The 24,818-nt window shown below is 70.9% G+C and carries 27 protein-coding genes; 17 read left to right on the top strand and 10 right to left on the bottom strand.

Features of this window, described 5'->3' with window-relative positions:
* Positions 1-164: 164 nt before the first annotated feature.
* From AB0B48_RS18210 to AB0B48_RS18175, 8 genes are all read left to right on the top strand, one after another.
* Entirely contained in the window at positions 165-1,208 is a 1,044-nt protein-coding gene (locus AB0B48_RS18210) for an aromatic ring-hydroxylating dioxygenase subunit alpha (RefSeq protein WP_357202723.1), read from the top strand.
* Positions 1,205-1,423, top strand: coding sequence for a hypothetical protein (locus tag AB0B48_RS18205; protein ID WP_357202720.1), 219 nt, complete (start codon positions 1,205-1,207; stop codon positions 1,421-1,423). The genes AB0B48_RS18210 and AB0B48_RS18205 overlap by 4 nt, the downstream gene beginning before the upstream one ends.
* The gene (locus tag AB0B48_RS18200) at positions 1,420-2,373 is read left to right on the top strand and encodes a PDR/VanB family oxidoreductase (protein ID WP_357202717.1); all 954 of its coding nucleotides are present in this window, start codon (positions 1,420-1,422) and stop codon (positions 2,371-2,373) included. Before AB0B48_RS18205 ends, AB0B48_RS18200 begins: the two co-directional genes overlap by 4 nt.
* A gap of 30 nt (positions 2,374-2,403) precedes the next feature.
* Positions 2,404-3,153, top strand: coding sequence for an IclR family transcriptional regulator (locus AB0B48_RS18195; RefSeq protein ID WP_357202714.1), 750 nt, complete (start codon positions 2,404-2,406; stop codon positions 3,151-3,153).
* A 112-nt stretch (positions 3,154-3,265) separates the two neighbouring features.
* Positions 3,266-4,192 carry an SDR family NAD(P)-dependent oxidoreductase gene (locus tag AB0B48_RS18190; protein WP_357202711.1) on the top strand — a complete coding sequence of 309 codons (927 nt, stop codon included), beginning with the start codon at positions 3,266-3,268 and terminating at the stop codon, positions 4,190-4,192.
* A gap of 24 nt (positions 4,193-4,216) precedes the next feature.
* A complete protein-coding gene (locus AB0B48_RS18185) occupies positions 4,217-5,098 on the top strand; it encodes an amidohydrolase family protein (protein WP_357202708.1) in 882 nt (293 codons plus the stop codon).
* Between the two features lie 17 nt (positions 5,099-5,115).
* Entirely contained in the window at positions 5,116-5,568 is a 453-nt protein-coding gene (locus AB0B48_RS18180; RefSeq protein WP_357202705.1) for a MaoC family dehydratase, read from the top strand.
* Between the two features lie 60 nt (positions 5,569-5,628).
* Positions 5,629-7,155 (top strand): long-chain fatty acid--CoA ligase, encoded by a 1,527-nt coding sequence (locus AB0B48_RS18175; RefSeq protein WP_357202702.1) that lies wholly within the window; start codon positions 5,629-5,631, stop codon positions 7,153-7,155.
* Here the strand turns inward: AB0B48_RS18175 and AB0B48_RS18170 are convergent.
* The 7 genes from AB0B48_RS18170 to AB0B48_RS18140 all read right to left on the bottom strand — a co-directional run bounded on the left by AB0B48_RS18170 (position 7,079) and on the right by AB0B48_RS18140 (position 14,326).
* The gene (locus AB0B48_RS18170; protein ID WP_357202699.1) at positions 7,079-7,966 is read right to left on the bottom strand and encodes a PaaX family transcriptional regulator C-terminal domain-containing protein; all 888 of its coding nucleotides are present in this window, start codon (positions 7,964-7,966) and stop codon (positions 7,079-7,081) included. The two genes, AB0B48_RS18175 and AB0B48_RS18170, sit on opposite strands and share 77 nt — an antisense overlap.
* Positions 7,967-8,004: 38 nt before the next feature.
* Entirely contained in the window at positions 8,005-8,817 is an 813-nt protein-coding gene (locus tag AB0B48_RS18165) for an ABC transporter ATP-binding protein (protein ID WP_357202696.1), read from the bottom strand.
* Positions 8,810-9,634: an ABC transporter permease gene (locus tag AB0B48_RS18160; protein WP_357202694.1), complete on the bottom strand. Its 825-nt coding sequence runs from the start codon at positions 9,632-9,634 to the stop codon at positions 8,810-8,812. The genes AB0B48_RS18165 and AB0B48_RS18160 overlap by 8 nt, the downstream gene beginning before the upstream one ends.
* A complete protein-coding gene (locus tag AB0B48_RS18155; RefSeq protein ID WP_357202691.1) occupies positions 9,631-10,431 on the bottom strand; it encodes an ABC transporter permease in 801 nt (266 codons plus the stop codon). The genes AB0B48_RS18160 and AB0B48_RS18155 overlap by 4 nt, the downstream gene beginning before the upstream one ends.
* Before the next feature lie 71 nt (positions 10,432-10,502).
* On the bottom strand, positions 10,503-11,477 hold the full coding sequence (locus tag AB0B48_RS18150; RefSeq protein WP_357202688.1) for an ABC transporter substrate-binding protein: 975 nt from the start codon (positions 11,475-11,477) through the stop codon (positions 10,503-10,505).
* 189 nt (positions 11,478-11,666) lie between these two features.
* The gene (pobA, locus tag AB0B48_RS18145; protein ID WP_357202685.1) at positions 11,667-12,848 is read right to left on the bottom strand and encodes a 4-hydroxybenzoate 3-monooxygenase; all 1,182 of its coding nucleotides are present in this window, start codon (positions 12,846-12,848) and stop codon (positions 11,667-11,669) included.
* 17 nt (positions 12,849-12,865) lie between these two features.
* Positions 12,866-14,326, bottom strand: a complete 1,461-nt coding sequence (locus tag AB0B48_RS18140; protein ID WP_357202682.1) for a benzaldehyde dehydrogenase — start codon at positions 14,324-14,326, stop codon at positions 12,866-12,868.
* 245 nt (positions 14,327-14,571) lie between these two features.
* Here AB0B48_RS18140 and AB0B48_RS18135 point away from each other — a divergent pair, with 245 nt between their 5' ends.
* Genes AB0B48_RS18135 through AB0B48_RS18100 form a run of 8 tightly spaced genes read left to right on the top strand, consistent with a single transcriptional unit; the run spans position 14,572 to position 20,791 of the window.
* Positions 14,572-15,390, top strand: coding sequence for a CoA-transferase (locus tag AB0B48_RS18135; protein WP_357202679.1), 819 nt, complete (start codon positions 14,572-14,574; stop codon positions 15,388-15,390).
* 27 nt (positions 15,391-15,417) lie between these two features.
* On the top strand, positions 15,418-16,188 hold the full coding sequence (locus AB0B48_RS18130; RefSeq protein WP_357202676.1) for a CoA-transferase: 771 nt from the start codon (positions 15,418-15,420) through the stop codon (positions 16,186-16,188).
* Positions 16,185-16,940: a protocatechuate 3,4-dioxygenase subunit beta gene (pcaH, locus tag AB0B48_RS18125; RefSeq protein ID WP_357202673.1), complete on the top strand. Its 756-nt coding sequence runs from the start codon at positions 16,185-16,187 to the stop codon at positions 16,938-16,940. The genes AB0B48_RS18130 and pcaH overlap by 4 nt, the downstream gene beginning before the upstream one ends.
* Positions 16,933-17,505, top strand: coding sequence for a protocatechuate 3,4-dioxygenase subunit alpha (pcaG, locus tag AB0B48_RS18120; RefSeq protein WP_357202670.1), 573 nt, complete (start codon positions 16,933-16,935; stop codon positions 17,503-17,505). Before pcaH ends, pcaG begins: the two co-directional genes overlap by 8 nt.
* On the top strand, positions 17,480-18,820 hold the full coding sequence (gene pcaB, locus AB0B48_RS18115) for a 3-carboxy-cis,cis-muconate cycloisomerase (RefSeq protein ID WP_357202667.1): 1,341 nt from the start codon (positions 17,480-17,482) through the stop codon (positions 18,818-18,820). The genes pcaG and pcaB overlap by 26 nt, the downstream gene beginning before the upstream one ends.
* The gene (gene pcaD / locus AB0B48_RS18110; RefSeq protein ID WP_357202664.1) at positions 18,817-19,596 is read left to right on the top strand and encodes a 3-oxoadipate enol-lactonase; all 780 of its coding nucleotides are present in this window, start codon (positions 18,817-18,819) and stop codon (positions 19,594-19,596) included. The genes pcaB and pcaD overlap by 4 nt, the downstream gene beginning before the upstream one ends.
* The gene (pcaC, locus tag AB0B48_RS18105; protein ID WP_357202661.1) at positions 19,593-19,973 is read left to right on the top strand and encodes a 4-carboxymuconolactone decarboxylase; all 381 of its coding nucleotides are present in this window, start codon (positions 19,593-19,595) and stop codon (positions 19,971-19,973) included. Before pcaD ends, pcaC begins: the two co-directional genes overlap by 4 nt.
* Positions 19,970-20,791 carry an IclR family transcriptional regulator gene (locus tag AB0B48_RS18100; RefSeq protein ID WP_357202658.1) on the top strand — a complete coding sequence of 274 codons (822 nt, stop codon included), beginning with the start codon at positions 19,970-19,972 and terminating at the stop codon, positions 20,789-20,791. The genes pcaC and AB0B48_RS18100 overlap by 4 nt, the downstream gene beginning before the upstream one ends.
* Here AB0B48_RS18100 and AB0B48_RS18095 read toward each other — a convergent pair.
* From AB0B48_RS18095 to AB0B48_RS18085, 3 genes are all read right to left on the bottom strand, one after another.
* A complete protein-coding gene (locus AB0B48_RS18095; protein WP_357202655.1) occupies positions 20,778-21,422 on the bottom strand; it encodes a DUF2306 domain-containing protein in 645 nt (214 codons plus the stop codon). The two genes, AB0B48_RS18100 and AB0B48_RS18095, sit on opposite strands and share 14 nt — an antisense overlap.
* A gap of 98 nt (positions 21,423-21,520) precedes the next feature.
* A complete protein-coding gene (locus AB0B48_RS18090; protein WP_357202653.1) occupies positions 21,521-22,183 on the bottom strand; it encodes a response regulator transcription factor in 663 nt (220 codons plus the stop codon).
* Positions 22,180-23,328 carry a sensor histidine kinase gene (locus tag AB0B48_RS18085; RefSeq protein WP_357202650.1) on the bottom strand — a complete coding sequence of 383 codons (1,149 nt, stop codon included), beginning with the start codon at positions 23,326-23,328 and terminating at the stop codon, positions 22,180-22,182. Before AB0B48_RS18085 ends, AB0B48_RS18090 begins: the two co-directional genes overlap by 4 nt.
* Positions 23,329-23,501: 173 nt before the next feature.
* Here AB0B48_RS18085 and AB0B48_RS18080 point away from each other — a divergent pair, with 173 nt between their 5' ends.
* Positions 23,502-24,767 carry a PHB depolymerase family esterase gene (locus AB0B48_RS18080; RefSeq protein ID WP_357202647.1) on the top strand — a complete coding sequence of 422 codons (1,266 nt, stop codon included), beginning with the start codon at positions 23,502-23,504 and terminating at the stop codon, positions 24,765-24,767.
* The last annotated feature ends 51 nt before the right edge of the window (positions 24,768-24,818 follow it).

The raw sequence follows: 24,818 nt of genomic DNA, 5'->3' as shown, positions 1-24,818 counted from the left end.
CCTGTGGGTTGTGGTGGGGGCCCGCCCGGCCCCCCCCCCCGCCCGCCACACCGTCAGGCGCGAGTGTCGACCTTTCACTCAGTGAAAGCTCTGGTTCCTGAGAGGAGACGCCGCGCGGGACGATCCGGATCCATCGACGTCCGTCTGCGTGGAGGTCCGGTCGCATGGTGTTCGCGCGTAACCAGTGGTATGTGGCGGCCTACGGCAGTGAGGTGGGGCGGAACCTGCTCGCCCGCACGGTGCTCGGTGAGCCGATGGTGCTGTACCGCACCGGTGCCGGGAAGGCGGTGGCGCTCGCCGACCGGTGCGTGCACCGGCGCTTCCCACTGTCGGAGAGCCGGCTCGACGGCGACACCATCGTCTGCGGTTATCACGGCTTCACCTACGACCCGACCGGCGCGTGTGTCTTCGTACCCGGTCAACAGCGCATCCCGCGAACCGCGCGGGTGGTCTCGTTCCCAGTGGTGGAACAGGACTCCTTCATCTGGGTCTGGATCGGCGACCTGGACCGGGCCGACCCGGCCGCGATTCCCCGCGCGCCGTGGCTCGCCGACCCGCGCTACGCGGTGGTGCGGGGCATGGCGCCACTGAACGCGCGGTACGGCCTGCTGGTGGACAACCTCCTGGACCTGTCCCACGAGACCTACCTGCATGGCGGTTACATCGGCACTCCGGAGGTGGCGAACACCCCGATCACCACCGAGGTGGACGAGGACCGGGGGATCGTCTACGTCAGCCGGCACATGGACGACGCCGAGTGCCCGCCGTTCTACGCGCGCTCGACCGGGATCCAGGGCCGGATCACGCGTTGGCAGGACATCGAGTACCACCCGCCCTGCCTCTACCTCCTGCACAGCCGGATCGCGCCGCAGGGTGTCTATCCGCCCGCCGAGGGTGAGGACCGCGAGGCGTTCCACGCCGAGATCGTGTACGCCATCACCCCGTCGACCGAGCACACCACTTACGACTTCTGGGCCGTGGCGCGCGACTTCGCGATCGACGACGAGTCGGTCAGCGAGTACCTGCACCACAGCAACCACACGGTGGTCATGCAGGACGTGACAGCGCTCAACATCCTGGAGCAGGTGATCGCGACCGAGCCGGACCGGTATCAGGAGCTGAGCATCAACATCGACACCGGCGGCCTGGCCGCCCGGCGGCTGCTGGCCCGCATGGTCGGGTCGGGGACGGTGGGAGCGGCGCGGTGAGTTCCCGAGCAGGCACCCACAGCGGGGACCGGGTCTACCGGATCCACTGGGTGCCGGGCACCGACACGCTGCGCGGGATCTGTCACTGTGGGGCCGAGCGCCTCGCCGAGGAGCCGGTCGAGTTGTGGGAGTGGCTGCTCGCCCACCCGCAGGGCCACCAGGGCGTCGCCATGCCGGTGCCCGGGCGGCCGAGACGGCTGGCGATGCGCGAGTGACAGGGGACGTTCTGACCAGTGCGGAGCTGGTGGTTGCCGGCCGGGAAGAGGTGGCCGCCGAGGTCGTGGCCATCTGTCTGCGCCGCGCGGACGGCGGTGACCTGCCCGGGTGGACGCCGGGCGCGCACATCGACCTGGAGTTGAGCGCCGGGCTGGCCCGCCAGTACTCCCTCTGCGGCGACCCGGCGAACCGCTCCGTGCTGCGGATCGCGGTGCGGCGCGAACCCAACGGACGTGGCGGCTCCCGACTGGTGCACGAGCGGCTCACCGTCGGCGCGACCGTCCGGGTGAGCGGACCGCGCAACACCTTCCCGTTGGTCGCGGCGCGGCGCTACCTCTTCGTCGCCGGTGGCATCGGTATCACCCCCATCGCACCGATGGTCGCCGCCGCCGACGCCGCGGGCGCCGACTGGCGGCTGGTGTACGGGGGCCGCAGCCGTGCCAGCATGGCCTTCGCCACCACCCTGCGGGAGAGGTACGGCGACCGGGTCAGCCTGCACCCGCAGGACGAGACCGGGTTGCTCGACCTGGTCGAGTTGCTGGGCCGCCCCGGCACCGGCCTCGTCTACTGCTGCGGCCCCGAAGCGCTGATCAGCGCGGTGGAGGAGCACTGCCGGGGCTGGCCACCCGGCTGCCTGCACGTCGAGCGTTTCACCGCCCTGGGCGGCACCGGGGCGCCGGAGACGACGATCGAGGTCGAACTCGCGCTCTCCGGACGGACGGTGATCGTCCCGCCGGGCACGCCGATCCTGCAGGCGGTGGAGGAAGCCGGCGTGCCGGTCCTCTCGTCCTGCCGGGAGGGCACCTGCGGCACCTGCGAGACCCCGGTGCTCGACGGCGTGCCGGAGCATTGCGACAGCCTGCTCACCGAGCAGGAGCGGGCCGCCGGGGACACCATGATGATCTGCGTCTCCCGGGCCCGTACGCCCCGACTCGTGCTGGAGCTGTGACCGTCCGGCGCGGGCGGGGATGATGACGGGGTGCGCGCAGAGCCGGGACGTTCGGTGACGAGCAAGGTGCTGGCGCTGCTCGACGCGTTCAGCCCGGCCACCCCGGCGTTGACATTGAGCGAGATGGCCCGCCGCACCGGGCTGCCCCTGCCCACCGTGCACCGGCGGGCCGCGGAACTTCTCGCGTGGGGGGCGCTGGAACGTGGCGACGACGGGCGGTACCGGATCGGTCTGCGGCTGTGGGAGGTGGGCTCGCTCGCCCCGAGGGGCCTGGGGTTGCGGGAGCTGGCCCTACCGGTCATGGAGGACCTGTACGAGGTGACCCACGAGAACGTCCAACTCGCCGTCCGGCAGGACCTCGAACTCGTCTTCATCGAACGGATCGCCGGGCGCCACGCGGTGCCCGTGCTCACCCGGGTGGGGGGTCGTTTCGCGCTGCACGCGACCGGTGTCGGGCTGGTCCTGCTCGCCCACGCGCCCGCCGAGGTTCAGGAGCAGGTGCTGGCCGCGCCGCTGGAGCGGTACACCGACATGACCATCACCAACCCGAGACGGTTGCGTAGCTGCCTCGCGGAGGTGCGCCGGATCGGGTACGCGGTCAGCGACCGCCAGGTCACGATGGACGCCCTCTCGGTGGCCGCACCGATCCGCGTACCGGAGGGTGTGGTGGCGGCGATCTCGCTGGTGGTCGCCCACGACCGGGCGGACCCGGTGGCGTTGGCCCCGCTGGTCCAGGCCGCCGGCCGGGTGGTCTCCCGGGCGCTGAGCAACTCCGTCTGATGTAGACATACTGCAAATCGTTGACGCCCGATCAAAATCTGCATTACGTTGCCCGTGCGCGTGTCACTCCCCACCCTCGTGCGCGGATCGGCATCGACGAAAGCGAGCACCCATGTCACTGGACAGCAAGGTTGCCATCGTCACCGGAGCCGGGCGGGGCCTCGGCCTGGCCTACGCCCAGGAGTTGGCGCGGCGGGGCGCCTCGATAGTGGTCAACGACGTCGACGCCGGAGCTGCCGCCGACGCGGTGGCGGCGATCCAGTCATCCGGCGGTCGGGCCGTCGCGGTGGTGGCACCTGTCGGCCCGACCGAGACCGCCAAGGAACTCGTCAGCACGGCGGTCGAGCACTTCGGACGGCTGGACATCCTCGTCACCAACGCCGGCGTCCTACGCGACACGGTGCTGTGGAAGATGAGCGACGACGACTTCGACACCGTCATCAACGTGCACCTGCGCGGCACGTTCACCACAGTGCGCGAGGCGGTGCAGCACATGCGGCAGGCCGGCGAGGGCGGCCGGATCATCTGCGTCGGGTCACCCACCGGGCAGCGGGGTACCTTCGGTCAGACCAACTACGCGGCCGCCAAGGCGGGCATCGTCGGCATGGTCCGTACCTGGGCGCTCGAGCTCAAGCGGGCCGGCATCACCGCCAACACCGTTGTTCCGGTCGCCGCGACCGCGATGACCGCCACCGTCCCCTACTTCGCCGCTGCGGTACGGGCCGAGGCGAACGGCGAGCCGATGCCCGCGTTCTTCCGACACGGTCTGGGGTTCGGCACGGCGGACGATGCGGCCGGGCTCGTCGCGTTCCTCGGCTCCGACGCGGCGGCCTCGGTGACCGGGCAGGTGATCGGTGTGGGAGGGGACCGCCTCCAGATCTGGACCCATCCGGAGGCGGCGCTGACCGCCCACCGCGAGGGCGGCTGGACGTACGAGGCGCTCGTGGACGCCTGGCCGACGACGTTCGTCGGCGCCGAGCAGAGCGTCGGCGAACGCTTCCCGGACCTCCCCGAGGAGTTCGAGCCCACGACGTCCTGACCCGCCCCGACGAAGGTTGGCCCCATGTACCAGCCCGCGATCGACCTCGACACCGTCACAGCGATCGATATGCACGTGCACATCGAGGTCGACGACCACGGTCACACCTCACTGCCCGAACCGCTCGTGGCGGCGGCGTCGGCGTACTTCAAGACGGACGGCCCACGGCCGGCGGTCGGCGCGGTGGCCCAGTACTACCGCGAGCGGAGCATGGCGGCCGTCGTCTTCACAGTGGACGCGCGTACCCAACTGAAGCACCAGCCACTGTCGAGCGCCGACATCGCCCGTGCGGCGGCAGAGCACGCCGACGTGCTGATCCCGTTCGGGTCGGTCGACCCGCGCACAGGCGAGGCCGCCCTCGACCTCGCCGCTCGACTGATCGAGGAGGAAGGCGTACGAGGCTTCAAGTTCCACCCCACAGTGCAGGGCTTCGACCCCAGCCACGACGAGTACGCGCCGATGTGGGGCCTGCTTGAGCGGGCCGGCGTCCCGGCACTCTTCCACACCGGGCAGACCGGCATCGGCGCCGGCACCCCGGGCGGTTACGGCCTGCGCCTCGGCCTGTCGAATCCGATCCTGCTCGACCCGATTGCGGCCGACTTCCCCGACCTTCAGATCATCATGGCCCACCCGTCGGTGCCTTGGCAGGACGAGGCGTTGTCGGTGGCCACGCACAAGCACAACACCTGGATCGACCTGTCCGGCTGGAGCCCGAAGTACTTCCCGGCCGAGTTGGTGCGCTACGCCAACTCGGTGCTGAAGCGACGGGTGCTCTTCGGCACCGACTACCCCCTGCTCACCCCCGACCGGTGGCTGCGCGACGTGCAAGCGACCGATCTCAAGCCGGACGTGCTCCCGGGCATCCTCAAGGACAACGCGGCCCGCCTGCTGGGCCTTGCCCGGTGACGACGAGAGGAAGCGCCATGACGACGACCATCACCTACGAGCGGCTGGGCGACCTCGCCGGCACCGATCTCGGCCACACCGGGTACCGCACTGTCACCCAGGACCAGGTCGACCTGTTCGCGGACGCGACGGACGACCACCAGTGGATCCACGTCGACCCCGAACGGGCGAGGACCGGGCCGTTCGGCGCGCCGATCGCGCACGGCTTCCTCACCCTCTCCCTGGCCGTTCCGTTCTGGACCGAACTGCTTGAGGTCAAGGGCGTGACCACGAAGGTCAACTACGGCCTCGACAAGGTGCGCTTCCCCGCGCCGGTCGTGGTCGGGGCGCGGGTACGCATGCGGGCCACAGTCGCCGAGGTCGTCGAGGTGCGCGGCGGCTACCAGATCGCGGTCGACCAGACGATCGAGATCGAGGGCGGCGCCAAGCCGGCGGTCGTCGCGCGAGGGCTGTACCGCTTCTACGCCTGAGGCCCGGGGGCATCCGACGAGCCGGGCGAGCACACCACCTCCACCCCCGGGAGCATGATGATGCAGCAGCACGGAATTGGCGCCTGGGTGGCCAAGCGCCGGCTGAAGTCCCCGGACCAGGTCGCGATCATCCACGGCGACCGGCCGCCCATGACGTACGGACAGTTCGCCGACGCCGCGGACCGGATCGCTGCGGTGCTGCGGGAGCGAGGCGTCGGCAGGGGTGACTGCGTCGCCTACCTGGGCGAGAACAGCCCCGAGCTCCTCCTGGTGATGTTCGGGGCGGCGCAGGTCGGGGCCGTCTTCGTGCCGATCAACACCCGGCTCGCCGCACCCGAGATCGTGGCCGTCCTCGCCGACTGCGGCGCGCGGGTGCTGATCCACGACCCGGACTTCGCGGCGCTGGTGGCCTCCGCCGCGCCGACCGCCCGAACCCCGTACGTCATCGTCAACGGTGAGGGCACCGCGGACCGGCACGGGCTTGCCCGCCTGGCGCGGGCCGCCGTCTCCCCGTTCACCGGCCGCGTCGACACCGCCCACGAGGACCCGGCGGCGATCGTCTACACCTCGGGCACGACCGGCCGGGCCAAGGGTGCCGTGCTGACCCACGGCAACCTCACCTGGGTGGCGCTCAACTGTGTGGTCGACTACGACGTCGTCTCCACTGACGTCGCGCTCATGATCTCGCCGCTGTTCCATGTCGCGTCGCTCGGGATGGGTGCCCTGCCCGTCATCCTCAAGGGCGCCACGATGGTGATCGAGAAGGGCTTCGAGCCGGGCCGCGCGCTCGCGCAGATCGAGCGGCACGGGGTGACCATGCTCAGCGGCGTGCCGACCACGTACCAGCTCATGGCCGACCATCCCGCCTGGGCGTCGACCGACCTGTCCACGCTGACGAAGCTCACCTGCGGAGGTTCGGCGGTGCCGGCCCGCATCCTCAACGCGTACGAGGCGCGGGGCCTGTCGTTCTCGCAGGGTTACGGCATGACCGAGGCCGCGCCGGGCGCGACCGCGTTGCCGCCGACGATGACCCGCGTCAAGCAGGGCAGTGTCGGTCTGCCGCACTTCTTCACCGATGTGCGGATCACCGATGCGGCCGGGGCGGTGGTGCCCACCGGCGCTGTCGGTGAGATCGAGGTGGCCGGGCCCAACGTCTTCCCCGGCTATCACGGCCTTGCGGAGGCGACCGCCGAGGCGTTCACGGCCGACGGGTGGTTCCGCTCCGGCGACCTCGGACACCTGGACGCCGACGGCTACCTCTACATCTCCGGCCGACTCAAGGACATGATCATCTCGGGGGGCGAGAACATCTACCCGCTCGAACTCGAGCAGCTGCTCACCGAGGTCGACGGGGTGACCTCGGCGGCGGTCATCGGCGTGCCGGACGAGCGTTGGGGTGAGGTGCCCTGGGCGATCGTGACCGTACGGGAGGGGGCATCGGTGGACACCGCCACCGTCCGGGCGTGCCTGGACGGCAGGATCGCCCGCTACAAGCTCCCGAAGAACGTGGTCATCGTGGATGAGCTGCCGCGGACGGCGTCGGGGAAGGTGCGGAAGGCCGATCTGAGGACCCGATTCGGCTCCTAGCAGCGGGTCGGGCCGCGACGAGTTCGGCGAACTCCGCCGCTGACGCCTCGGCCAGCTTCTCGTGCGTCCGACGGTAGGTTTCCACCGATCTCGTGGCGGGCCATTCGTCGTCCATGAACTCGGCCGGCAGCCTCGGGTCGGTGCGCAGCAGCGCGAGCCAGTCCGCCACCAGCATCGTCCGTACGGTGAGCGCGCTCGGTGCCATCGCCGTCGCGGAGGGGTCGTCCCACACGTCGATGAAGGCCAGGTGGGCGCGCCGGATCGCCTCGATGTCCCACGCGGCGCGTACGCTCTCGCCGATCGGGAACCCGGCGAGTTCGCGGGCGTGAAAGGCGACCACGGTGTTGGGCGCGAGGTCCTGCCGCAGCGGCTCCAACGAGCCGGCGAGGTCTACCTCACCGGGCGCGAGCCAGAGCCCGTCGCGGATCGGCGCGAAGCCCTCCCAGATGAGGGTTGAGCGCAGTCGGTGCCGCAGCATCCGCTGGCCCTCCGGGATCGAGAAGGTGACAAGGGTCCACCCGTTGCCCTGTGGGTCGAACGGCCGCGGCCCGCGAACGCGGTACGTCGCCTCGCGCAACACCGCGACCCCGTGCTCGGTCAGCGAGAACAGCGTCTCCCGGCCGCTCCTGCTGCGGGCGAGGATGCCGCTGTGCACGAGTCGGTCCAGGGTCGCGCGGGTGGCCGGCGCGGCGACGTCGGCGCCCTCCAGCACGTTGATCAGGACGCTCGCCCGGATCGGTCCCGTGTCACCGTCGACGACGTGCTCCCCGAAGAACGCGAGCAACAACTGCTTCGGCTGACGACTACCCACAGCCCTTCCCTTCGGCGAACTCGTTGGTTGGCCGCCGATCACCGCGCGGATCGCGGGGCCACGGCCTGCCCGCGCTTGGCCCGCTGGATCTGGTCGTAGACGTGCGTCCGCAGTTCCGTGAAACGGGGCAGAGCGCGGGTCGTGATCTGATCGCGCTCCGGCGGCAGGTCGATCGCGAGGTCCTCCTGGACCCAGGTCGGCGACGTGGACAATACTAGAACCCGCTGACCGAGATAGACCGACTCGTCGATGTCGTGGGTGACGAAGACAACCGAGATGGTCCGGCTGGCGTGCAGCTCGCGGACCAGGTCCTCCAGGTCGGCCCGGGTCTGCGCGTCCACGGCGGCGAACGGTTCGTCCATGATCAGGACGTCGGGTTGATAGGCGATGGCCCGCGCGATCGCCACGCGCTGTTGCATCCCCCCGGAGAGCTGCCACGGGTGGCTCAGCGCGGCGTGCCCGAGACCCACCGCCTCAAGAGCGTCGACAACCAGTTTGTTTCGGGCATCGCGGTTGAGCCTCTTGTGCCGCAGTGGAAGCTCGACGTTTCCGCGCACCGTCAGCCAGGGGTAGAGGCTCCGACCGTACTCCTGGAACACGACTGCCATGGCCGGGCTGGGCCCGGTCACCGCAGAGCCGTCCATCTCGACCAGGCCGCTGGTGGGCCGCAGCAGGCCGGCGAGGCATTTCAGCAGGGTGGTCTTGCCGCAACCGGACGGCCCGACGATGCAGACGAGCTCACCGGCGTCCATCGTGAAGCTGATGTCCCCGATCGCCTCGACGTTGCCCGTGGTGGACTCGTAGACCTTCCGCAGGTGCTCCACCAGCAGCAGATTGCTCCGATCAGGCACGGTTGACCTCCCTGACTCCGTGGTACCAGCGCAGAACGCGCTGTTCGACGAGACCGAAAGCTACGGCGAGGAGAACGCCGACGAGACCGAGGAGGAGGATGCCGCTCCACATCTCGGCGATCAGGTAGTTGCGCTGGAAGTAGGCGATCCGGTAGCCGAGGCCGGAGGAGGAGGCGAACATCTCGGAGATGACCATCAGGATCAGCGCGACCGAGAGGGCCTGACGAACCCCGGCCATGATCCGTGGGCTGGCAGCTGGGAGTACGAGGAACCAGAGCCGCTCCCACCAGGAGACCTGGAACGACTCCGCAGTCTCCTTCATGACGCTGTCGGTTCCCCGGACACCCTCGATCGTGTTCAACAGGATCGGCCAGACCGCGCCGGAGACGATCACGACCACCTTCATGGTGTCGGTGATTCCGAGCAGGAGCATCACCACCGGAATCAGCACCGGCGGCGGGATGGCCCGGAGGAACTCCAACAGCGGTTCGAGGAGTTCCCGCAGCCAGGGGGTCAGTCCGATGACGGTGCCGGCGCCGGTGCCGAGCACTATCGACGCGGCGACACCGAGGCCGAGGCGGGCGAGGCTCGGCAGCACGTCCTCGACGAAGGCCGGACCGACCCAGGTCTCCCGAAAGGCTCTGGCGATCGTCAACGGGTCGGGGAAGAACCGGTTCGTCGCCCTCGTCGCCGCCAGGCCCCAGACCACCAGCAGCATCGTCGGCAGGCCCAGTGGGTAGAGGATGCTCGCCGCGATCCGGGTTCCGACCGTCCGGCGGCGTGCCGTGGTGGCGATCCGCCCGGGGTACGTGGTCACAGCGCCTCCTCTCCTCGTACGGACTGGTGCCAGGACAGCACCCGACGCTCGATGAACCGGAAGACGATGTTCACCATGAGCCCGAGCAGGCCGGTGACCACGACCAGCGCGTACAGGCCGGCGGCGTCTCCGGCGGACCGGGACAGCTCGATCATGCGCCCGAGACCGGGGTTGCCGATCACCATCTCCGCGGTGATGGCGAGGATGAGCGCGACCGCCGCCGCGAGCCGCAGGCCGGTCATGAGGTACGGCAGGGTGGTCGGCAGGACGAGGTGCGACAGCTGTTCGCGCCGACTCAGACCGAAACTGCGGGCGGTGTCGCGAGCCACCGAGTCGACGTCGGCGACGCCGTAGATGACCTGCACGAACACCTGCCAGAACGACGCGTAGATGATGATGACGAGGGCGGCCTGCCGCTGGATGCCGAACATCAGCACGGCGAGCGGGATGAGGGCGACCGACGGGATCGGGCGGAGGAACTCGACAACCGTGTGGGTCGCGCGCCGCAGGAAGGGCACCAACCCGACGACCGTGCCGAGGACGACGGCGGCGACCGTCGCCACCGTCAGACCGATCGCCCAGGACGTCATGGTGCTGCCCAGCCGCCGCCAGAACGCGAGGTCGACGAGCTGCTCGACAAGCCGCGCCAACACGTCGGTCACGTACGGCAGGTAGAGCGGGTTGATCAGGCCCAGCGTCGGGATCAGCTGCCAGACGACGAGGAACGCGGTCAGGCCGACGACGCCCAGCATCGCTTTGCGTAACGCGCGTAGGCGTCGGGTGGGAAACACGCGCATGTCACTCCCGTCGTCAGGCGGGCGACGAGGCCCTCCCCGCTCCGGGGCCAGGGAGGGCAGGATCGCGCCGGCTACTGCTGCTGGATGAGACGGTCGAGGTTGGGTTGCCTGTCGAGCACCTTGTACTTCTGCGCGAGCTCGGCGAGCGTCTGGAGGCTCGACCGGTCGACCTCCCAACCGAAGGCCGGCAGCCGCACCGACTCGGCCACCGGTGGGGGCAGCTGGAGGTTGTCCTTGATGGCCTGTCGAAGCGCCGCCTCGTTGGCGGGGGTCTTGGCCCACTCCAACGTCTTCTTCATCGCCGCCGTGAAGTCCTCGACCAGCTTGGCGTCCTTCTCCGTGCGTTCCCTGGTGGTGATGGTGGTGAGCGTGGTCAGGCCGGGCACCACCGCCTGGTAGGGGGCGACGATGAAGGTGTCGCCGCGGGTCTTCAACTGGGTGACGAAGGGCTCCGGCACCCAGGCGGCGTCGATGTTGCCGGATTCGAGTTGGGCCGGGGCGTCCGGAAAGGCGACCTCGACGAACTTGATCCTCGACGGGTCGCCACCGTCCTTCTCGACCGCCGCCATGATCGTCACGTCGCCGGCGGCGCCCAGGCTGTTGACCGAGACCCGCTTGCCCGCGAGGTCGGCCGGCCGCTTGATGCCTGACTTCGCCGAGGCCACCACGGCGTTGATGTCGTCGCCGTCGGCGTACGAGGAGGCGTAGTTGCCGATGATGACGACGCCGAGATCCCGCAGGTCGGCCCGGAACGGCCCGAAGGGCTGGCCGATGGCGAAGTCGATGTCGCCGTTCAGGAGCGCGGGAATGGCCTGCGCGCCGCCCTGGGCGGGCAGCACCTCGACCTGGAGGCCGCGCTCGGCGAAGACGCCGGCCTTGATGCCGCCCCACAGCGCGGCGGTCTCGGTGATGGGCAGCGCCGCGACCCGGACCTTGCGCAGGTCGCCCGAGGTCTGTTCGGACGGGTTGGACGCGTCAGAGTCGGTACATCCGGTGAGGGCGATCGCGGTGACGGCGATCAGCCCGAGAGCCATGACCTTCTTCATGGACGAGGCCCTTCCTGGGCGGGGGTGGTGGGTGCCTCGGATTTTCAGGTGACCAACGGTGGCGCGGGGGCGCACTTCGCTGTGGTGGCCATGGTCAGTCACCCCGGCATTGAAAGTCAATAATTTCTGACGCCCGTCAGAAATAAGTTGAACAACGCTCTGCTGTGGTGCCGTCTCGCACGCTCGCGTTCAGACCTCGGGCAGGCCCACGTAGTTCTCGGACAGGCTCGCGGCGTACGCCTCAGAGGTGGCGACGTACCTCAGCGTGGCGGTCTGGAGCTTCGTCTCGTACGGGTCGTCGCGCTCGAGCCGGTGCAGCATCGAGGTCATCCACCAGGAGAAGTGCTGGGCTCGCCAGACCCGGCGTAACGCCGTGGCCGAGTAGGCCTCCAGCAGATCGGTGCTGCCCCGGTCGTACCAGGCGGCGAAGGCGTCCCCCAGCAGCGCGACGTCAGCGAGGGCGAGATTCATGCCCTTCGCGCCGGTCGGTGGGACGATGTGCACGGCGTCCCCGGCCAGGAACAGCCGCTCCCACTGCATCGGCTCGACAACGAAACTGCGCATCGGGGTGATGGACTTCTCCAGGATCGGTCCCTCGTTGAGCGACCATCCCGGCACCGTCTCCAACCGTGCCCGCAGCTCCGTCCAGATCCGCTCGTCCGGCCACGCGGCGATGTCCTCGTCGGGCGCGACCTGTAGGTACAGCCGAGAGATCTCGGGGGAGCGCATGCTGTAGAGGGCGAAGCCACGCTCGTGGTTGGCGTAGATGAGTTCGTCCACCGCCGGCGGTGCAGCGGCGAGGACGCCCAACCAGGCAAACGGGTACACCCGCTCGTAGGTGGTCAGCACCCCGTCGGGCACCGCGCCGCGGCTCACTCCGTGGAACCCGTCGCAGCCCGCCACGAAGTCGCAGCGCAGCTCCTGGACCTGCCCGTCGCGTCGAAAGTGGACGACCGGGGAGTCCGAGTCCAGCCGGTTCAGGCGTACCGCCTCGGTCTCGAAGAGGATCGAGCCACCGGCCGCGAGCCGGGCGGCGATCAGGTCCTTGACTACCTCCTGTTGCCCGTAGACGGTGATCGCCCGCCCGGTCAGGTCGGCCATCGGCACCCGGTGCGACTCCCCGGCGAAGCGCAGCTCGATGCCCTCGTGGCGCAGTCCCTCCCGTCGCAGCCGCTCGCCGACGCCGTTGCGGCAGAGCAGGTCGACCGAGCCCTGTTCGAGGACGCCCGCCCGGAGCCGGTGCTCGACGTGGTCGCGGCTGCGGCTCTCCAGCACCACGGATTCGATCCCGCGCAGGTGCAACAGGTGCGACAGCATGAGCCCCGCCGGCCCGGCGCCGACGATGCCGACCTGGGTACGCATTCCCGGCATGCCCGATCCTCCCGGTGTCAGAACGGGTACCGCGTGATGGCGCCGCGCACGGTGAGCCACTGGGTCTCGGTGAACGCTTCGACGTTCGCCGCCGGCCCGCCGAACCGGGAGCCGGTACCGGACGCTCCCACCCCACCGAACGGCGCCACCGCCTCGTCGTTCACCGTCTGATCGTTGATGTGCACGATTCCGCTGGGGATCCGGTCGGCAAGGGCCATCGCCCTCATCACGTCACGGCTCAGGATGCCCAGCGACAGGCCGTACTCGGTCTGGCGGGCCAACTCGACAGCCTCGTCCTGGTCGGCAAACGTGATCACCGGGGCGACCGGGCCGAAGACCTCCTGGGCGTACGCCGGGGTCGCGGGGGTGACGTCGGTGAGCACCGTCGGCCGGTAGAACAGTCCCTCGTACGTGCCCCCGGCGGCCAGCCGGGCACCCGCGTCGACGCTCGCGGTGACCAATGCGTGGATCTTGTCGCGCTGGTGCTCGTCGATGATCGGCCCGAGCGCCACCTGCTCCTTCGCCGGGTCGCCGACCGGCAGGTGGTTCGCCTTCTCCGCCAGCCGCTCGACGTAGCGCTCCGACAGACTTTCGTGGACCAGGTGCCGGCCGGTGGTCATGCAGATCTGACCCTGGTGCAGGAACGACCCCCACGCGCCGGCCGAGACAGCGAGGTCCAGGTCGGCGTCGTCGAGCACGATCAGCGCCGAGTTGCCACCGAGTTCGAGGTGCGAACGTTTGAGGTGGCGTGCCGCCGCCTCACCGACCTTGCGGCCGGCAGCGGTCGAGCCGGTGAAGCTGATCACCCGTACGTTCGGGTCGGCCACCAGCGCCTCGCCGGCCTCCACCCCGCCGGGAAGGACGTGCAGCAACCCTTCGGGCAGGCCGGCCTCCTCGAAGACCCGGGCGATCGCGACGCCACCGCAGACCGCGGTGCGCGGGTCGGGCTTGAGCACCACCGCGTTGCCCAGTGCCAGGGCCGGGGCCACCGAACGGGTGGCCAGGATGAGCGGGAAGTTGAACGGCGCGATGACCCCGACGACGCCGACGGGCAACCGGCGGGCCAGGCTGAGCCGCGGTTGCGCGCTCGGGATGATCTCGCCCAGCGGGTGCGAGGCCAGCGCCGACGCCTCGTAGCACTCCTGCGCGGCGGCGGCGATCTCGACGCTGGCCTTGGGTGGGATGGACCCGGACTCTCGCACGATCCAGTCGCCGATCTCGGCGGCGTGCCGCTCGAACAGTTGCCCGGCCCGGCGCAGTACCGCGGCCCGCACGGCGTAGCCGGTGGCGGCCCAGGCGCGTTGGGCGGTGGCGGCGCGGGCGCAGGCGCGCGTCACGTCCTCGGCGTTCGCCACGCCGACCTGGCCGATTTCCTCTCCGGTGGCGGGGGATCGCACGGGCGCCGTGCCGCCGGCGGGTTTCACCCAGCCGTCGCTGTGCAGGGTGCCCTGCCAGGTCGTGGCGTCCAGCAGTGTCATGGCGGTCCTCCCCGGAGGTGTTCGCGTACCGAACGGCCGTTCTCTGCTTGAACGTTGGCACGTGGCCCGGCTCGCGTCAACGCATCGGCCACCGTGACTGTCGAGCACAGTGGACGACTCCGGGCGGGCCCGGCCGACCTGTCGTTGACGGATGTCGTCCTCCGTCGTACGTTCGATATGAGTACGGCAGTCCGCATGGCGAACAGCTGGCGGCAGCGCGGATTTCGCAGGATGCGGGGAGGCCCATGGCGAAGCTCGTCTCGCTTGCCGACGGCGTGGCGCACCTAATTCGCGACGGTGACGTGGTGGCCCTGGAAGGGTTCACGCACCTCATCCCGTTCGCCGCGGGTCACGAGATGATCCGCCAGGGACGGCAGGAGCTGACCCTCGTGCGGATGACCCCCGACGTCATCTACGACCAGCTCATCGGCGCGGGTTGCGCCAGCCGCCTGGTCTTCTCCTGGGGCGGCAACCCGGGCGTCGGGTCGCTGCACCGCTTCCGGGACGCCGTGCAGCACGCCTGGCCGCGTCCGCTCGAACTGGAGGAGCACAGTCACGCGGGCATGGCGAACCGGTACGTCGCCGGGGCGTCCGGGCTGCCGTTCGCCGTCCTGCGCGGCTACACCGGCACCGACCTGCCCGGGCACACAACGAACATCCGGCCCATCACCTGCCCCTTCACCGGCGAGACGCTCACCGCCGTCCCCGCCCTGCGTCCCGACGTGACTGTGGTGCACGCCCAGCGCGCCGACCGTGACGGCAACGTGCAGATGTGGGGCATCACCGGGGTGCAGAAGGAAGCGGTGCTCGCCGCCCACCGGTCACTGGTCACCGTCGAGGAGATCGTGGACGAGTTGGAACCCGTACCGGGGCAGGTGGTCCTGCCTGGTTGGGCGGTCACCGCGGTGGCCGAGGTGCCCGGCGGCGCGCACCCCTCCTACGCCCACGGCTACTCGGTACGGGACAACGACTTCTACCGGGACTGGGACGCCGTCAGCCGGCACCGCGACACCTTCCGCGCCTGGCTGGACGAGCACGTGCACACGGCCGGGGCGGCGGCATGAGTCAGCGCGGCGAGCGAGGGGAACGCGATGGCTGACTGGACCGCCGACGAGATGATGACCGTCGCCGCCGCCCGCCAACTGCGCGACGGCACCGCCTGCTTCGTGGGGATCGGGTTGCCCAGCACCGCGGCCAATCTCGCCCGGGTGACCCACGCCCCGAACCTGGTGCTCATCTACGAATCGGGGTGCCTCGGCGCGAAGCCGGACCGGCTCCCGCTCTCCATCGGGGACGCGGTCCTCGCCGAATCGGCTGATGCTGTGGTGTCGGTGCCCGAGGTGTTCAACTACTGGCTCCAGCCCGGCCGGATCGACGTGGGCTTCCTCGGGGCGGCGCAGCTCGACCGGTACGGCAACATCAACACCACTGTCGTCGGCGGTGACTACGACGCCCCGAAGGTCCGGCTGCCCGGCGCCGGTGGCGCCCCGGAGATCGCCGCCTCCTGCGGGGAGGTCGTGGTGATCGTCCGGCAGACCCTCCGGACGTTCACCGAACGGGTCGACTTCGTCACCTCGGTCGGCTACGGAAGCGGCCCGGGCGACCGGGAGCGACTCGGCCTGCGTGGCGCCGGCCCCCGCGTGGTGATCACCGATCTCGGCGTCCTCGAACCCGACCCGGTGACCTGCGAGCTCACGCTGACCCGCCTGCACCCCGGCGTGACCCGGGAGCAGGCGCGGGCGGCCACCGGCTGGGACCTCGCCGTCGCCGACGGGCTGACCACCGGTGAACCGCCGACGGCGCGGGAACTCGCGGCGCTGCGGGCACTGGAGGCGACGAAGTCCGACGGGAGACGACGATGACCACACAGGACGCCGGGGCAGACAGGGGCCTCGTGCTACCGCGGTACCGGCGCGACGACGTCGACGTCCACCCACCACTGCTCAGCCCCGGCTACGGGTCGACAGTGACGCGGGCGCCGCGACACCCGCTGCTCCACCTGCCGCAGCGGCTGACCGAGGTCACCGGACCGCTACTGGGGGAGGGGCGGCTCGGGGCGCTCGACCACGACCTGACCCGCCAGCACGACGGCGAGCCGCAGGGACAACGGATCATCGTGCACGGGCGTGTCCGCGACGGTGACGGTCGACCCGTGCCCCGCACGCTTGTCGAGATCTGGCAGGCCAACGCCGCCGGCCGGTACCGCGACGCCCGGGACACCTGGCCGGCCCCGCTCGACCCGTACTTCGAGGGGGTGGGCCGGGCGCTCACCGACGACCAGGGGCGGTACCGGTTCATCACAGTGCAGCCCGGTGCCTACCCCTGGCGCAACCACGACAACGCCTGGCGGCCGGCGCACATCCACTTCTCCCTCTTCGGCCGCGCGTTCACCCAGCGGCTGGTCACGCAGATGTACTTCCCGGGCGACCCGCTCTTCTTTCAGGACCCGATCTTCAACTCGGTCCGTGACCCGAAGGCACGGGAGCGGATGATCGCCCGGTACGACCACGCCACCACCGCACCGGAGTGGGCACTGGCGTACGAGTTCGACATCGTGCTGCGCGGCCGGGAGAGCACCCCCTTCGAGGACGAGGACGAGGACGACGATGACTGAGCAGTTGGGCGTGATGCCCGCGCAGACCGTCGGGCCGTACCTGCACATCGGCCTACGCTGGCCCGACGGCCCGTACGTCGTACCCGAGGGCACGCCGGGCGCGTTCTGGATCAGGGGGCGGGTCTTCGACGGCACCGGAACGCCGGTGGTCGACGCGATGGTGGAGAGCTGGCAGGCCGACCCGGACGGCCGGTTCGACCATCCGGACGACCCTCGGGGTGCCCGGCCGCCCGCGCTCGCGGGCTTCCGCGGATTCGGTCGGAGCGAGACCGACGGGCAGGGGTGGTACCGGCTGTTGACCGTCAAGCCGGGTTCGCTGCCCGAGCCGGGCGGCGGTACCGAGGCCCCCCACCTGACCCTGTCGGTCTTCGGGCGTGGGCTGCTGCACCGCCTCGTCACGCGGCTCTATTTCCCCGACGAGCCGGCGGCGAACGCCGCCGACCCCGTGCTGCGCATCGTCGACGCCGACCGCCTCGACACCCTGCTGGCGAGTCCCGCCCCGGACGGGTTCCGGTTCGACATCCACCTGCAGGGCGACCATGAGACCGTCTTCTTCGCCGTCTGACGGCCTGCTCGGCGGCCTCTCCGGCGCCCCGGACGTCGACGCGGAACTCAGCGACCCGTCAGTGCTCCAGGCGATGCTCGACGTGGAGGCCGCACTCGCCCGGGCCGCGGCGGACGCCGGCATCCTGCCCCCGCCGGCGGCCACGGCGATCGTCGAGCAGTGCCGCGCCGAGCGGTACGACTCGGGAGCGCTCGGCCGGGCGGCCGACGCCACGGGCAACCCGGTCGTCCCGCTGGTGGGTGAGCTGACCGCCGCCGTGCCAGAGGACGCCCGAGCCTGGGTGCACTTCGGGGCGACCAGCCAGGACGTCCTGGACACCGCGCTGGTCCTGGTGGCCGTGCGGGCGCTCGGGCCGCTGCTGCGTCACCTCGACGCCGCCGTGGACGCCGCCGCCCAGCTGGCCGATTCGCACCGGGACACGGTGATGGTCGCCCGGACCCTCGGGCAGCAGGCGGCGCCCACCACGTTCGGGCTCAAGGCAGCCGGCTGGTTGACCGGGCTGGTCGAGACCCGGGACCGACTGCGTCAGACCCGCACCGCGCAGCCCGCGCAACTCGGTGGCGCGGTCGGCACCCTGGCCGCGTACGGCCCGGCCGGCGCCGAGGTCGCCGAGCGGTTCGCGGCGCACCTGGGCCTCCCGCCGAGCCCGCTGCCCTGGCACACCCGTCGCCAGCCCTGGCTCGACCTGGCCGCCGCCCTCGGCGGGCTGCTCGTCGCCGCCGGAAAGGTCGCCCTCGACGTCGGGTTGCTCGCCCAGAACGAGGTGGGCGAGGTCGCCGAGGGCGGCGCCGGACGCGGCGGCTCCTCGGCAATGCCGCACAAGCGCAACCCCGTGGACTCGATCCTCATCACCGCCGCGGCGCGACGCGGCCCGGGTCTCGTCGCCACCCTGTTCGCCACGGCGGTGCAGGAGCACGAGCGGGCCGCGGGCGCGTGGCACGCCGAGTGGGAGCCCCTGCTGGAGCTGCTGCACGTGGCCGGCGGCACCGCCGCCCGGTGCGCCCGGATGCTGCACGGGCTACAGGTCCGTCCGAACAAGATGCGGGAGAACCTCGACGCTACCGGCGGCCTGCTGCTCGCCGAGGCCGTGGCCGCGCGACTGGCGCCCGCTGTCGGTCGTGGCGTCGCACACGACCTCGTGGCCCGCGCCGCCGCCGGACCCTCGTTCCGCGCCGCGCTGCTCACCGACCCCGAGGTACGCGCCCACCTGTCCGACACGGAGATAGCCGAGGCGCTCGACCCGCACCGCTGGCTCGGCTCGGCCGGCCGGTTCGTCGACAGTGCCCTGGCCGCCGCTCGCGGAGTGGGCCGATGACGTCCCGATTGCATCTCACAGTCGACGGCCCGGCCGCCGCGCCGGTGCTGCTGCTCGGCAGCTCCCTCGGCACCGCCGCCGCCATGTGGGAACCCCAGGTCCCGGCGCTCGCCCAACGGTTCCGAGTCATCCGGTACGACCACCTCGGCCACGGGCGCTCGGCGGTGCCGCCCGGGCCGTACACGCTGGACCTGCTGGGCCGGGAACTGCTGCGGACGCTGGACGACCTCGACGTGCAGTGGGTCCACTACGCGGGGCTGTCCCTCGGCGGCATGGTGGGCATGTGGCTCGCCGCGTACGCGCCCGAGCGGGTGCGGCGGCTGGCGCTGCTCTGCACGTCGGCGTCGCTCGGCCCACCGGAGCAGTGGCGGGAACGAGCCGCCACGGTACTCACCGGCGGGATGCCGGCGATCGCCGACGCGGTGGTGGCCCGCTGGTTCACCCCGGCCTTCGCCACGGCCCGGCCGGAGGTGGTCGCCACCCACCGGGCCATGCTGACCGCGAACGCACCGACCGGATACGCCGCCTGCTGCGAGGCGATCGCCACCATGGACCTCCGACCTGACCTCGGCCGGGTCGTCGCGCCGACGCTGGTCATCGCGGGAGCGGACGACCCGGCCACCCCGGTGGCGCACGCCCGCGAGATCGTCGAGCGCATCCCGCGGGCCCGGCTGGCCGTGGTCGACGCGGCGGCGCACCTGGCCAACGTCGAGCAACCCGAGCAGGTGTGCCGACTCCTGTTGGAACACTTCCACGAGGGACGGGGTGACGGGTGAACGACCACGAGCGGCACCAGGCCGGCATGGCGGTGCGACGACAGGTGCTGGGCGACGCACACGTGGACCGCGCGGTCGCCGGCACCGACGAGTTCACCGCCGACTTCCAGGACTTCATCACCCGCTACGCCTGGGGCGAGGTGTGGAGCAGGCCGGGCCTCGACCGGCGAACCCGTAGCTGCATCACCCTCGCCGTGCTCGCCACCCTGCACCACGACGAGGAGTTGGCGATGCATGTCCGGGCCGCGTTGCGCAACGGACTCAGCCCGGAGGAGGTGGCGGAGGTCCTGCTCCAGGTCGGCGTCTACGCTGGCGTACCGGCGGCGAACCGGGCGTTCAAGGTGGCCCGGGAGGCCCTGCGGCAGGAGGCCGGGTGAGCGTGAGCGAGGAGGCGACGAGGTCGCCGGAGTTCGTTCAGTCGCTGGAGCGCGGCCTCGCGGTGATCAGGGCGTTCGACGGCGACCACCCGCAGCTCACACTCAGCGACGTGGCCAGACGCACCGGGCTGACCCGGGCCGCGGCGCGCCGGTTCCTGCTCACCCTTGTCGAGCTGGGGTACGTGCACACCGACGGTCGGCTCTTCTCGCTGCGGGCACGGATCCTCGAACTCGGCTACGCGTACCTGTCGAGCCTGAGCCTGCCCGAGCTCGCGCAGCGGCACATGGAGGCGCTCGTCGCGCTGGTGCACGAGTCCTGTTCAGTGTCGGTGCTCGACGGCGACGAGGTGGTCTACGTCGCCCGCGTGCCCACCAAGCGGATCATGACGGTGGGGATCAGCGTCGGGACGCGCTTCCCCGCGTACGCCACCTCCATGGGTCGGGTGCTGCTCTCCGCGCAACCGGCGGACTGGCTGGACGACTACCTCGCCACCGCGCAGCTGCGGCCGCTGACCCGGCGCACGGTCACCGACCCGGCGAAGCTACGCACCGTCCTGACGAAGATCGCCGCCCAGGGGTACGCCATCGTGGACCAGGAGCTGGAGGAGGGCCTGCGCTCCGTGGCCGCGCCGATCCACGGCGAGAACGGGTCGGTGATCGCCGCGGTCAACGTCTCCGCGCACGCCAGCCGGGGGTCCTTCGAGATGATCCGTCGAGAGCTGCTCCCGCCGCTGCTGGCCGCCGCGAAGCGGATCGAGGAGGACATCCGGAGCGGCCTGAGCCGGTCACCGACGATCGGCGGGCTCAGCTCAGCTTGAGGGCCGGCGCGGTGACGACCCGCGCCGGACGGCGCAGGTACCACTCAGCCACCGCAAGGTTGATCACCCAACCGGCGACCACCAGGCCGGCCCGCAGGTTCCCGTCGGGCTGTTCCCCGGTCGCGATCAGGTACGGCGCGTGGGTGAACGCCTGCGTGCCGGCGCCAAGGCCGATCGCGTAGCCGCGCACCATCCACCTGCGGTGCAGGGCGATGTCCCGGCGCAGCGCGGCGGCGAGACCGAGCAGGATCGAGCCGGCCATGGCCGAGCCGAAGACGAGCCGCATACCGGCGAGCACGTCGTTGTCGTGGGCCGGCAGGTCGTACGCGACGGCCATCCACAGGCCGGTGAACGCCACCGTCAGCCCGCAGGGGACGAGCACCCGGCCGGTACGGCGGTGCCAGGAGTAGCGGCGCAGCCGGGGCACGAACTGGAACGCGCCGAGGATCGTGTAGACCACCGCGCCGACGATGTGCAGCACCACCGGCAGCGGATCGGCGACGAAGCGGGCGTTGGCCGGGGTGACCTCCGGTCCGCTGCCCAACTCGGTGAGCCGTCCCGCGCCGGCGAGCATCGGTATCAGGCCCAGCAGGATCAACGCGGCCGGTAGCCGCCACTCGCGGATCGTCATGCCACCGATGGTGGACGCCGTACCCGCCCCCGCTCATCAGCACAAGGGCCGCGATCGGGTCGGCCCATGGTCGGACGCCGTCGTCGTACTTCCGTCGCTCACCAGTGCCGTCGGCTGCGGTTCGTCTCGTACGCCCACATCGCCACCTCGACCCGGTTACGCACCCCCAGCTTGGTCATCAGGCTGGTGACGTGCGACTTGACGGTGCTCAACGTGATGTAGAGCTCGTCGGCGATCTCCTTGTTGGTGCGCCCCCGCGCGACGGCCACCAGTACCTGTTCCTCCCGGTCGGTGAGCGCCTCGATGGGCTGCGTGCGCGGCGCGGCCGGATCCGCCTCGGCGAACGCCTTCAACAGCCGCGTGGTGACGCTCGGCGCGATCAGCGCGTCTCCGTTCGCGGCGGCGTGCACCGCCTGGCTGAGCAGGGCGGGACCGGCCTCCTTGAGCAGGAAGCCGCGGGCGCCGGCCCGTAGTGCCGCGTACACGTACTCGTCGAGGTCGAAGGTCGTGATGACGACCACCGCGAGCGGGTCCGGGACCGTTGGCCCGGCGAGCGCCCGGGTGGCCTCGATGCCGTCCATGCCCGGCATCCGAATGTCGAACAGACACACGTCGGGGCGTAGCCGCCGGGCGAGCGCGACGGCCTGCCGGCCGTCACAGGCCCCACCGACGACCTCGATGCCGGGCTGCGTGTTCAGAATGATGGTGAGCCCGGTACGGACGATCTCCTGGTCGTCCGCCACGAGCACGCGAACCGTCACCTGCCGGCCCCCTCGCGCGGAAGCACTGCCGTGACGGTCCACCCACGGCCCGGGTTGGGGCCGGCCTCGCAGGTGCCGCCGAGCAGATCGGCACGCTCCATCATGCCCACCAGGCCGAAACCGTGCGAGCCCGCCGGACGGGAGGTGCCGGCCTCACCGTCGTCGCTGACCCGTAGGCGCACGGACGTGTCGTCGGCAGCGACGCTGACCTCGATGCGGGTGGCGTGGCGGGCGTGGCGTCGGGCGTTGGTGACCGACTCCTGGGCGAGGCGGTAGAGCGCGGAGCCCACAGTGGGCGGAATATCGCCGAGGTCGCCGTACAGCTCCACGTCGACGGTCGGCCCGGTGCGGAACTGCCCGGCGAGCCGCCCGATGTCGGCGACCTGCGGGTTGGGCCCCAGATCGGCCGGCTCGTCGCGCCGCAGGACGCGAACCATCGCCCGCATCTCGGCAAGCGCACGGGACGCCTCGGCCTCGATGGTCCGCAGCGCCTCGACGGCGGCACCCGGCTGGGTCGCCGACGCGGCGATGCCGGCCTGGGCACGGATCGCCATCGCCGACACGTGGTGCGCCACAGTGTCGTGCAGGTCACGGGCGAGCCGTTCACGCTCCAACAGCTTCACCCGATCGAGCTCGCGCAGCCGGGCGGCGGCGCGGAAGCGGATCGCGACACCCAGCGTGGCGGCGGCGAACATCACCGCGAAGCCGGCGACCAACTCGCCACCGTCGACCGACCCGACCAGACCGGCGGTGGTCACCTTGGCCACCACGAAGAACGAGCCGACCACGGCATCCCGGCCGGAACCCCAGCGGAACAGCGCGTGAACCAGGACGACCAGGAAGCTCGCCGTGAACAGTTGGCACGGATCGCCGGGCAGCACGAACGGGGCGACTGTCGTGCAGCCGAACGCGATCACCACCATCGCGAGCGGCGCCGTGCGCCGCCACAGGAGTGTGGGCAGCAGCGCGAGCGCGACAACGGCGCAGCCCACCCGCCAGGGCAGATCAGGTCGGAAGATTGCTTCCACCACGATCGCCAGCCCGAGGACGGCGATCACCGCCCAGTCGCGCCACACCCGGGACGGGGCGGGGGAGACACGCGGCTCGGCCAACACCGCGTGCAGGCGAGGGTGCATGGGACTCATCGTACGAACGGTGGTGCGACTTCAGATCGTCCCAAAGTACGACTCGGGTGGCCTGGTTGCTGGTGGATCCGGCGGGGTGGAGTCCAGTACCCGCACCGGTTGCCAGCTGATCTCCACCGCGTTACGTTGAGATGTCATCGACGCTCGTCTAAATCGTGAGGTACGGGGGCCGCATGTCCACGCCTGTCACTCGTCGCACCGTTCTGGCCGGAGGGGCCGGTGCCGCCATCGGCCTGGCCCTGCCCGGCGTCGCCGCCCACGCCGGTGGTCACCATCCCACCAGCGTGAGGTTCACCCTCGACGCGAGAACGCTCGACGGCGGTGAGCAGGTCACCTCGGTCACCCTCGACACCGCCCGGCTCGGGCCGATCGACCCGGCCGGGCTGACCCCCGGCACGTTCAGCGTGCACGCCAAGGCCACCAGCCCGATCCCGATCGCCCCGGGCGACCTGATCTTCAGCGAGTACGACCTGGACCGCACGGTGACCGCGGCCCGGCTCGACCGGCACGGCAACATCGTGCTGGAGTTGAGCCATGCCGAGGGTCAACCTGGCGGTGGCACCCTCGGCTACATCCTGAGCAGGGGCCGCAACGTCCGGCTGGACCTCGTCTACACCATCACCCAGAACACCCCGATCGTCCGACGCCACGGCTCGCCGCTCACCATCACGCGCTTCGTGCAGGGGCGGCTGTCCAATCCCGAGGTCGACGCATTCAGCCACCACGTCTCGGGCTCGGGTCTGAAGTACCGGCTGTACTCTCCCGACCACTCGCCCCGGCACGGTAGGCGACCCCTGATCCTCTGGCTGCACGGTGGCGGCGAGGGCGCCTCGCTGCCGGACGGCTACTACGACAACGAGACCACGCTGCGCGCCAACCGGGGAGCGCTCGGCTTCGCCACCCCGCAGGCCCAGCGGATCTTCTCCGGCGCGTACGTCGTCGCTCCGCAGAGCACCTCCTACTGGATGGAGGACGGCCCCCGGTTCGCCCCACTGATCCGCGAGATCGTCCAGGACCTCGTCCGCCGCAAGCGTGTCGACCCGGACCGGATCTACGTGGTCGGGTGCAGCAACGGTGGCTACATGTCACTGGAGATGACAGTCGCCTACCCCGATTTGTTCGCCGCGTCGGTGCCGATCTGCGGCATCGTCGAGCCGCTCAGCGGGGAGGGGCCGCCGCTGATCACCGACGCGGAGCTGGCGCAGATCCAGACCCCGACCTGGCTGGTCACCTCGCTCGACGACGACACGGTGCCGCCCGAGACCAACACGATCCACGCCCACGACCTCATCCCGGGATCACTGGTCAGCCTGTACGACCACGTCGTCTGGAACGGCTACCAGTTCCCCGGCCACTGGTCCTGGATCTACGTGGCGCGCAACGACCCGAGCCTCAACGGCACCCACATCTGGCAGTGGATGGCCCGCCGCCGTCGGTGATCTGCCGTCCAGGGTCGTGCCAGCCGGTGCCGGTGGCACCGGCTGGCGTCG

This window comes from Micromonospora sp. NPDC049089 (genome assembly GCF_040648775.1).
GTDB lineage: Bacteria > Actinomycetota > Actinomycetes > Mycobacteriales > Micromonosporaceae > Micromonospora.
The sequence above is the reverse complement of the archived record's forward strand: the minus strand, read 5'-3'. Positions and strand labels throughout refer to the sequence as shown.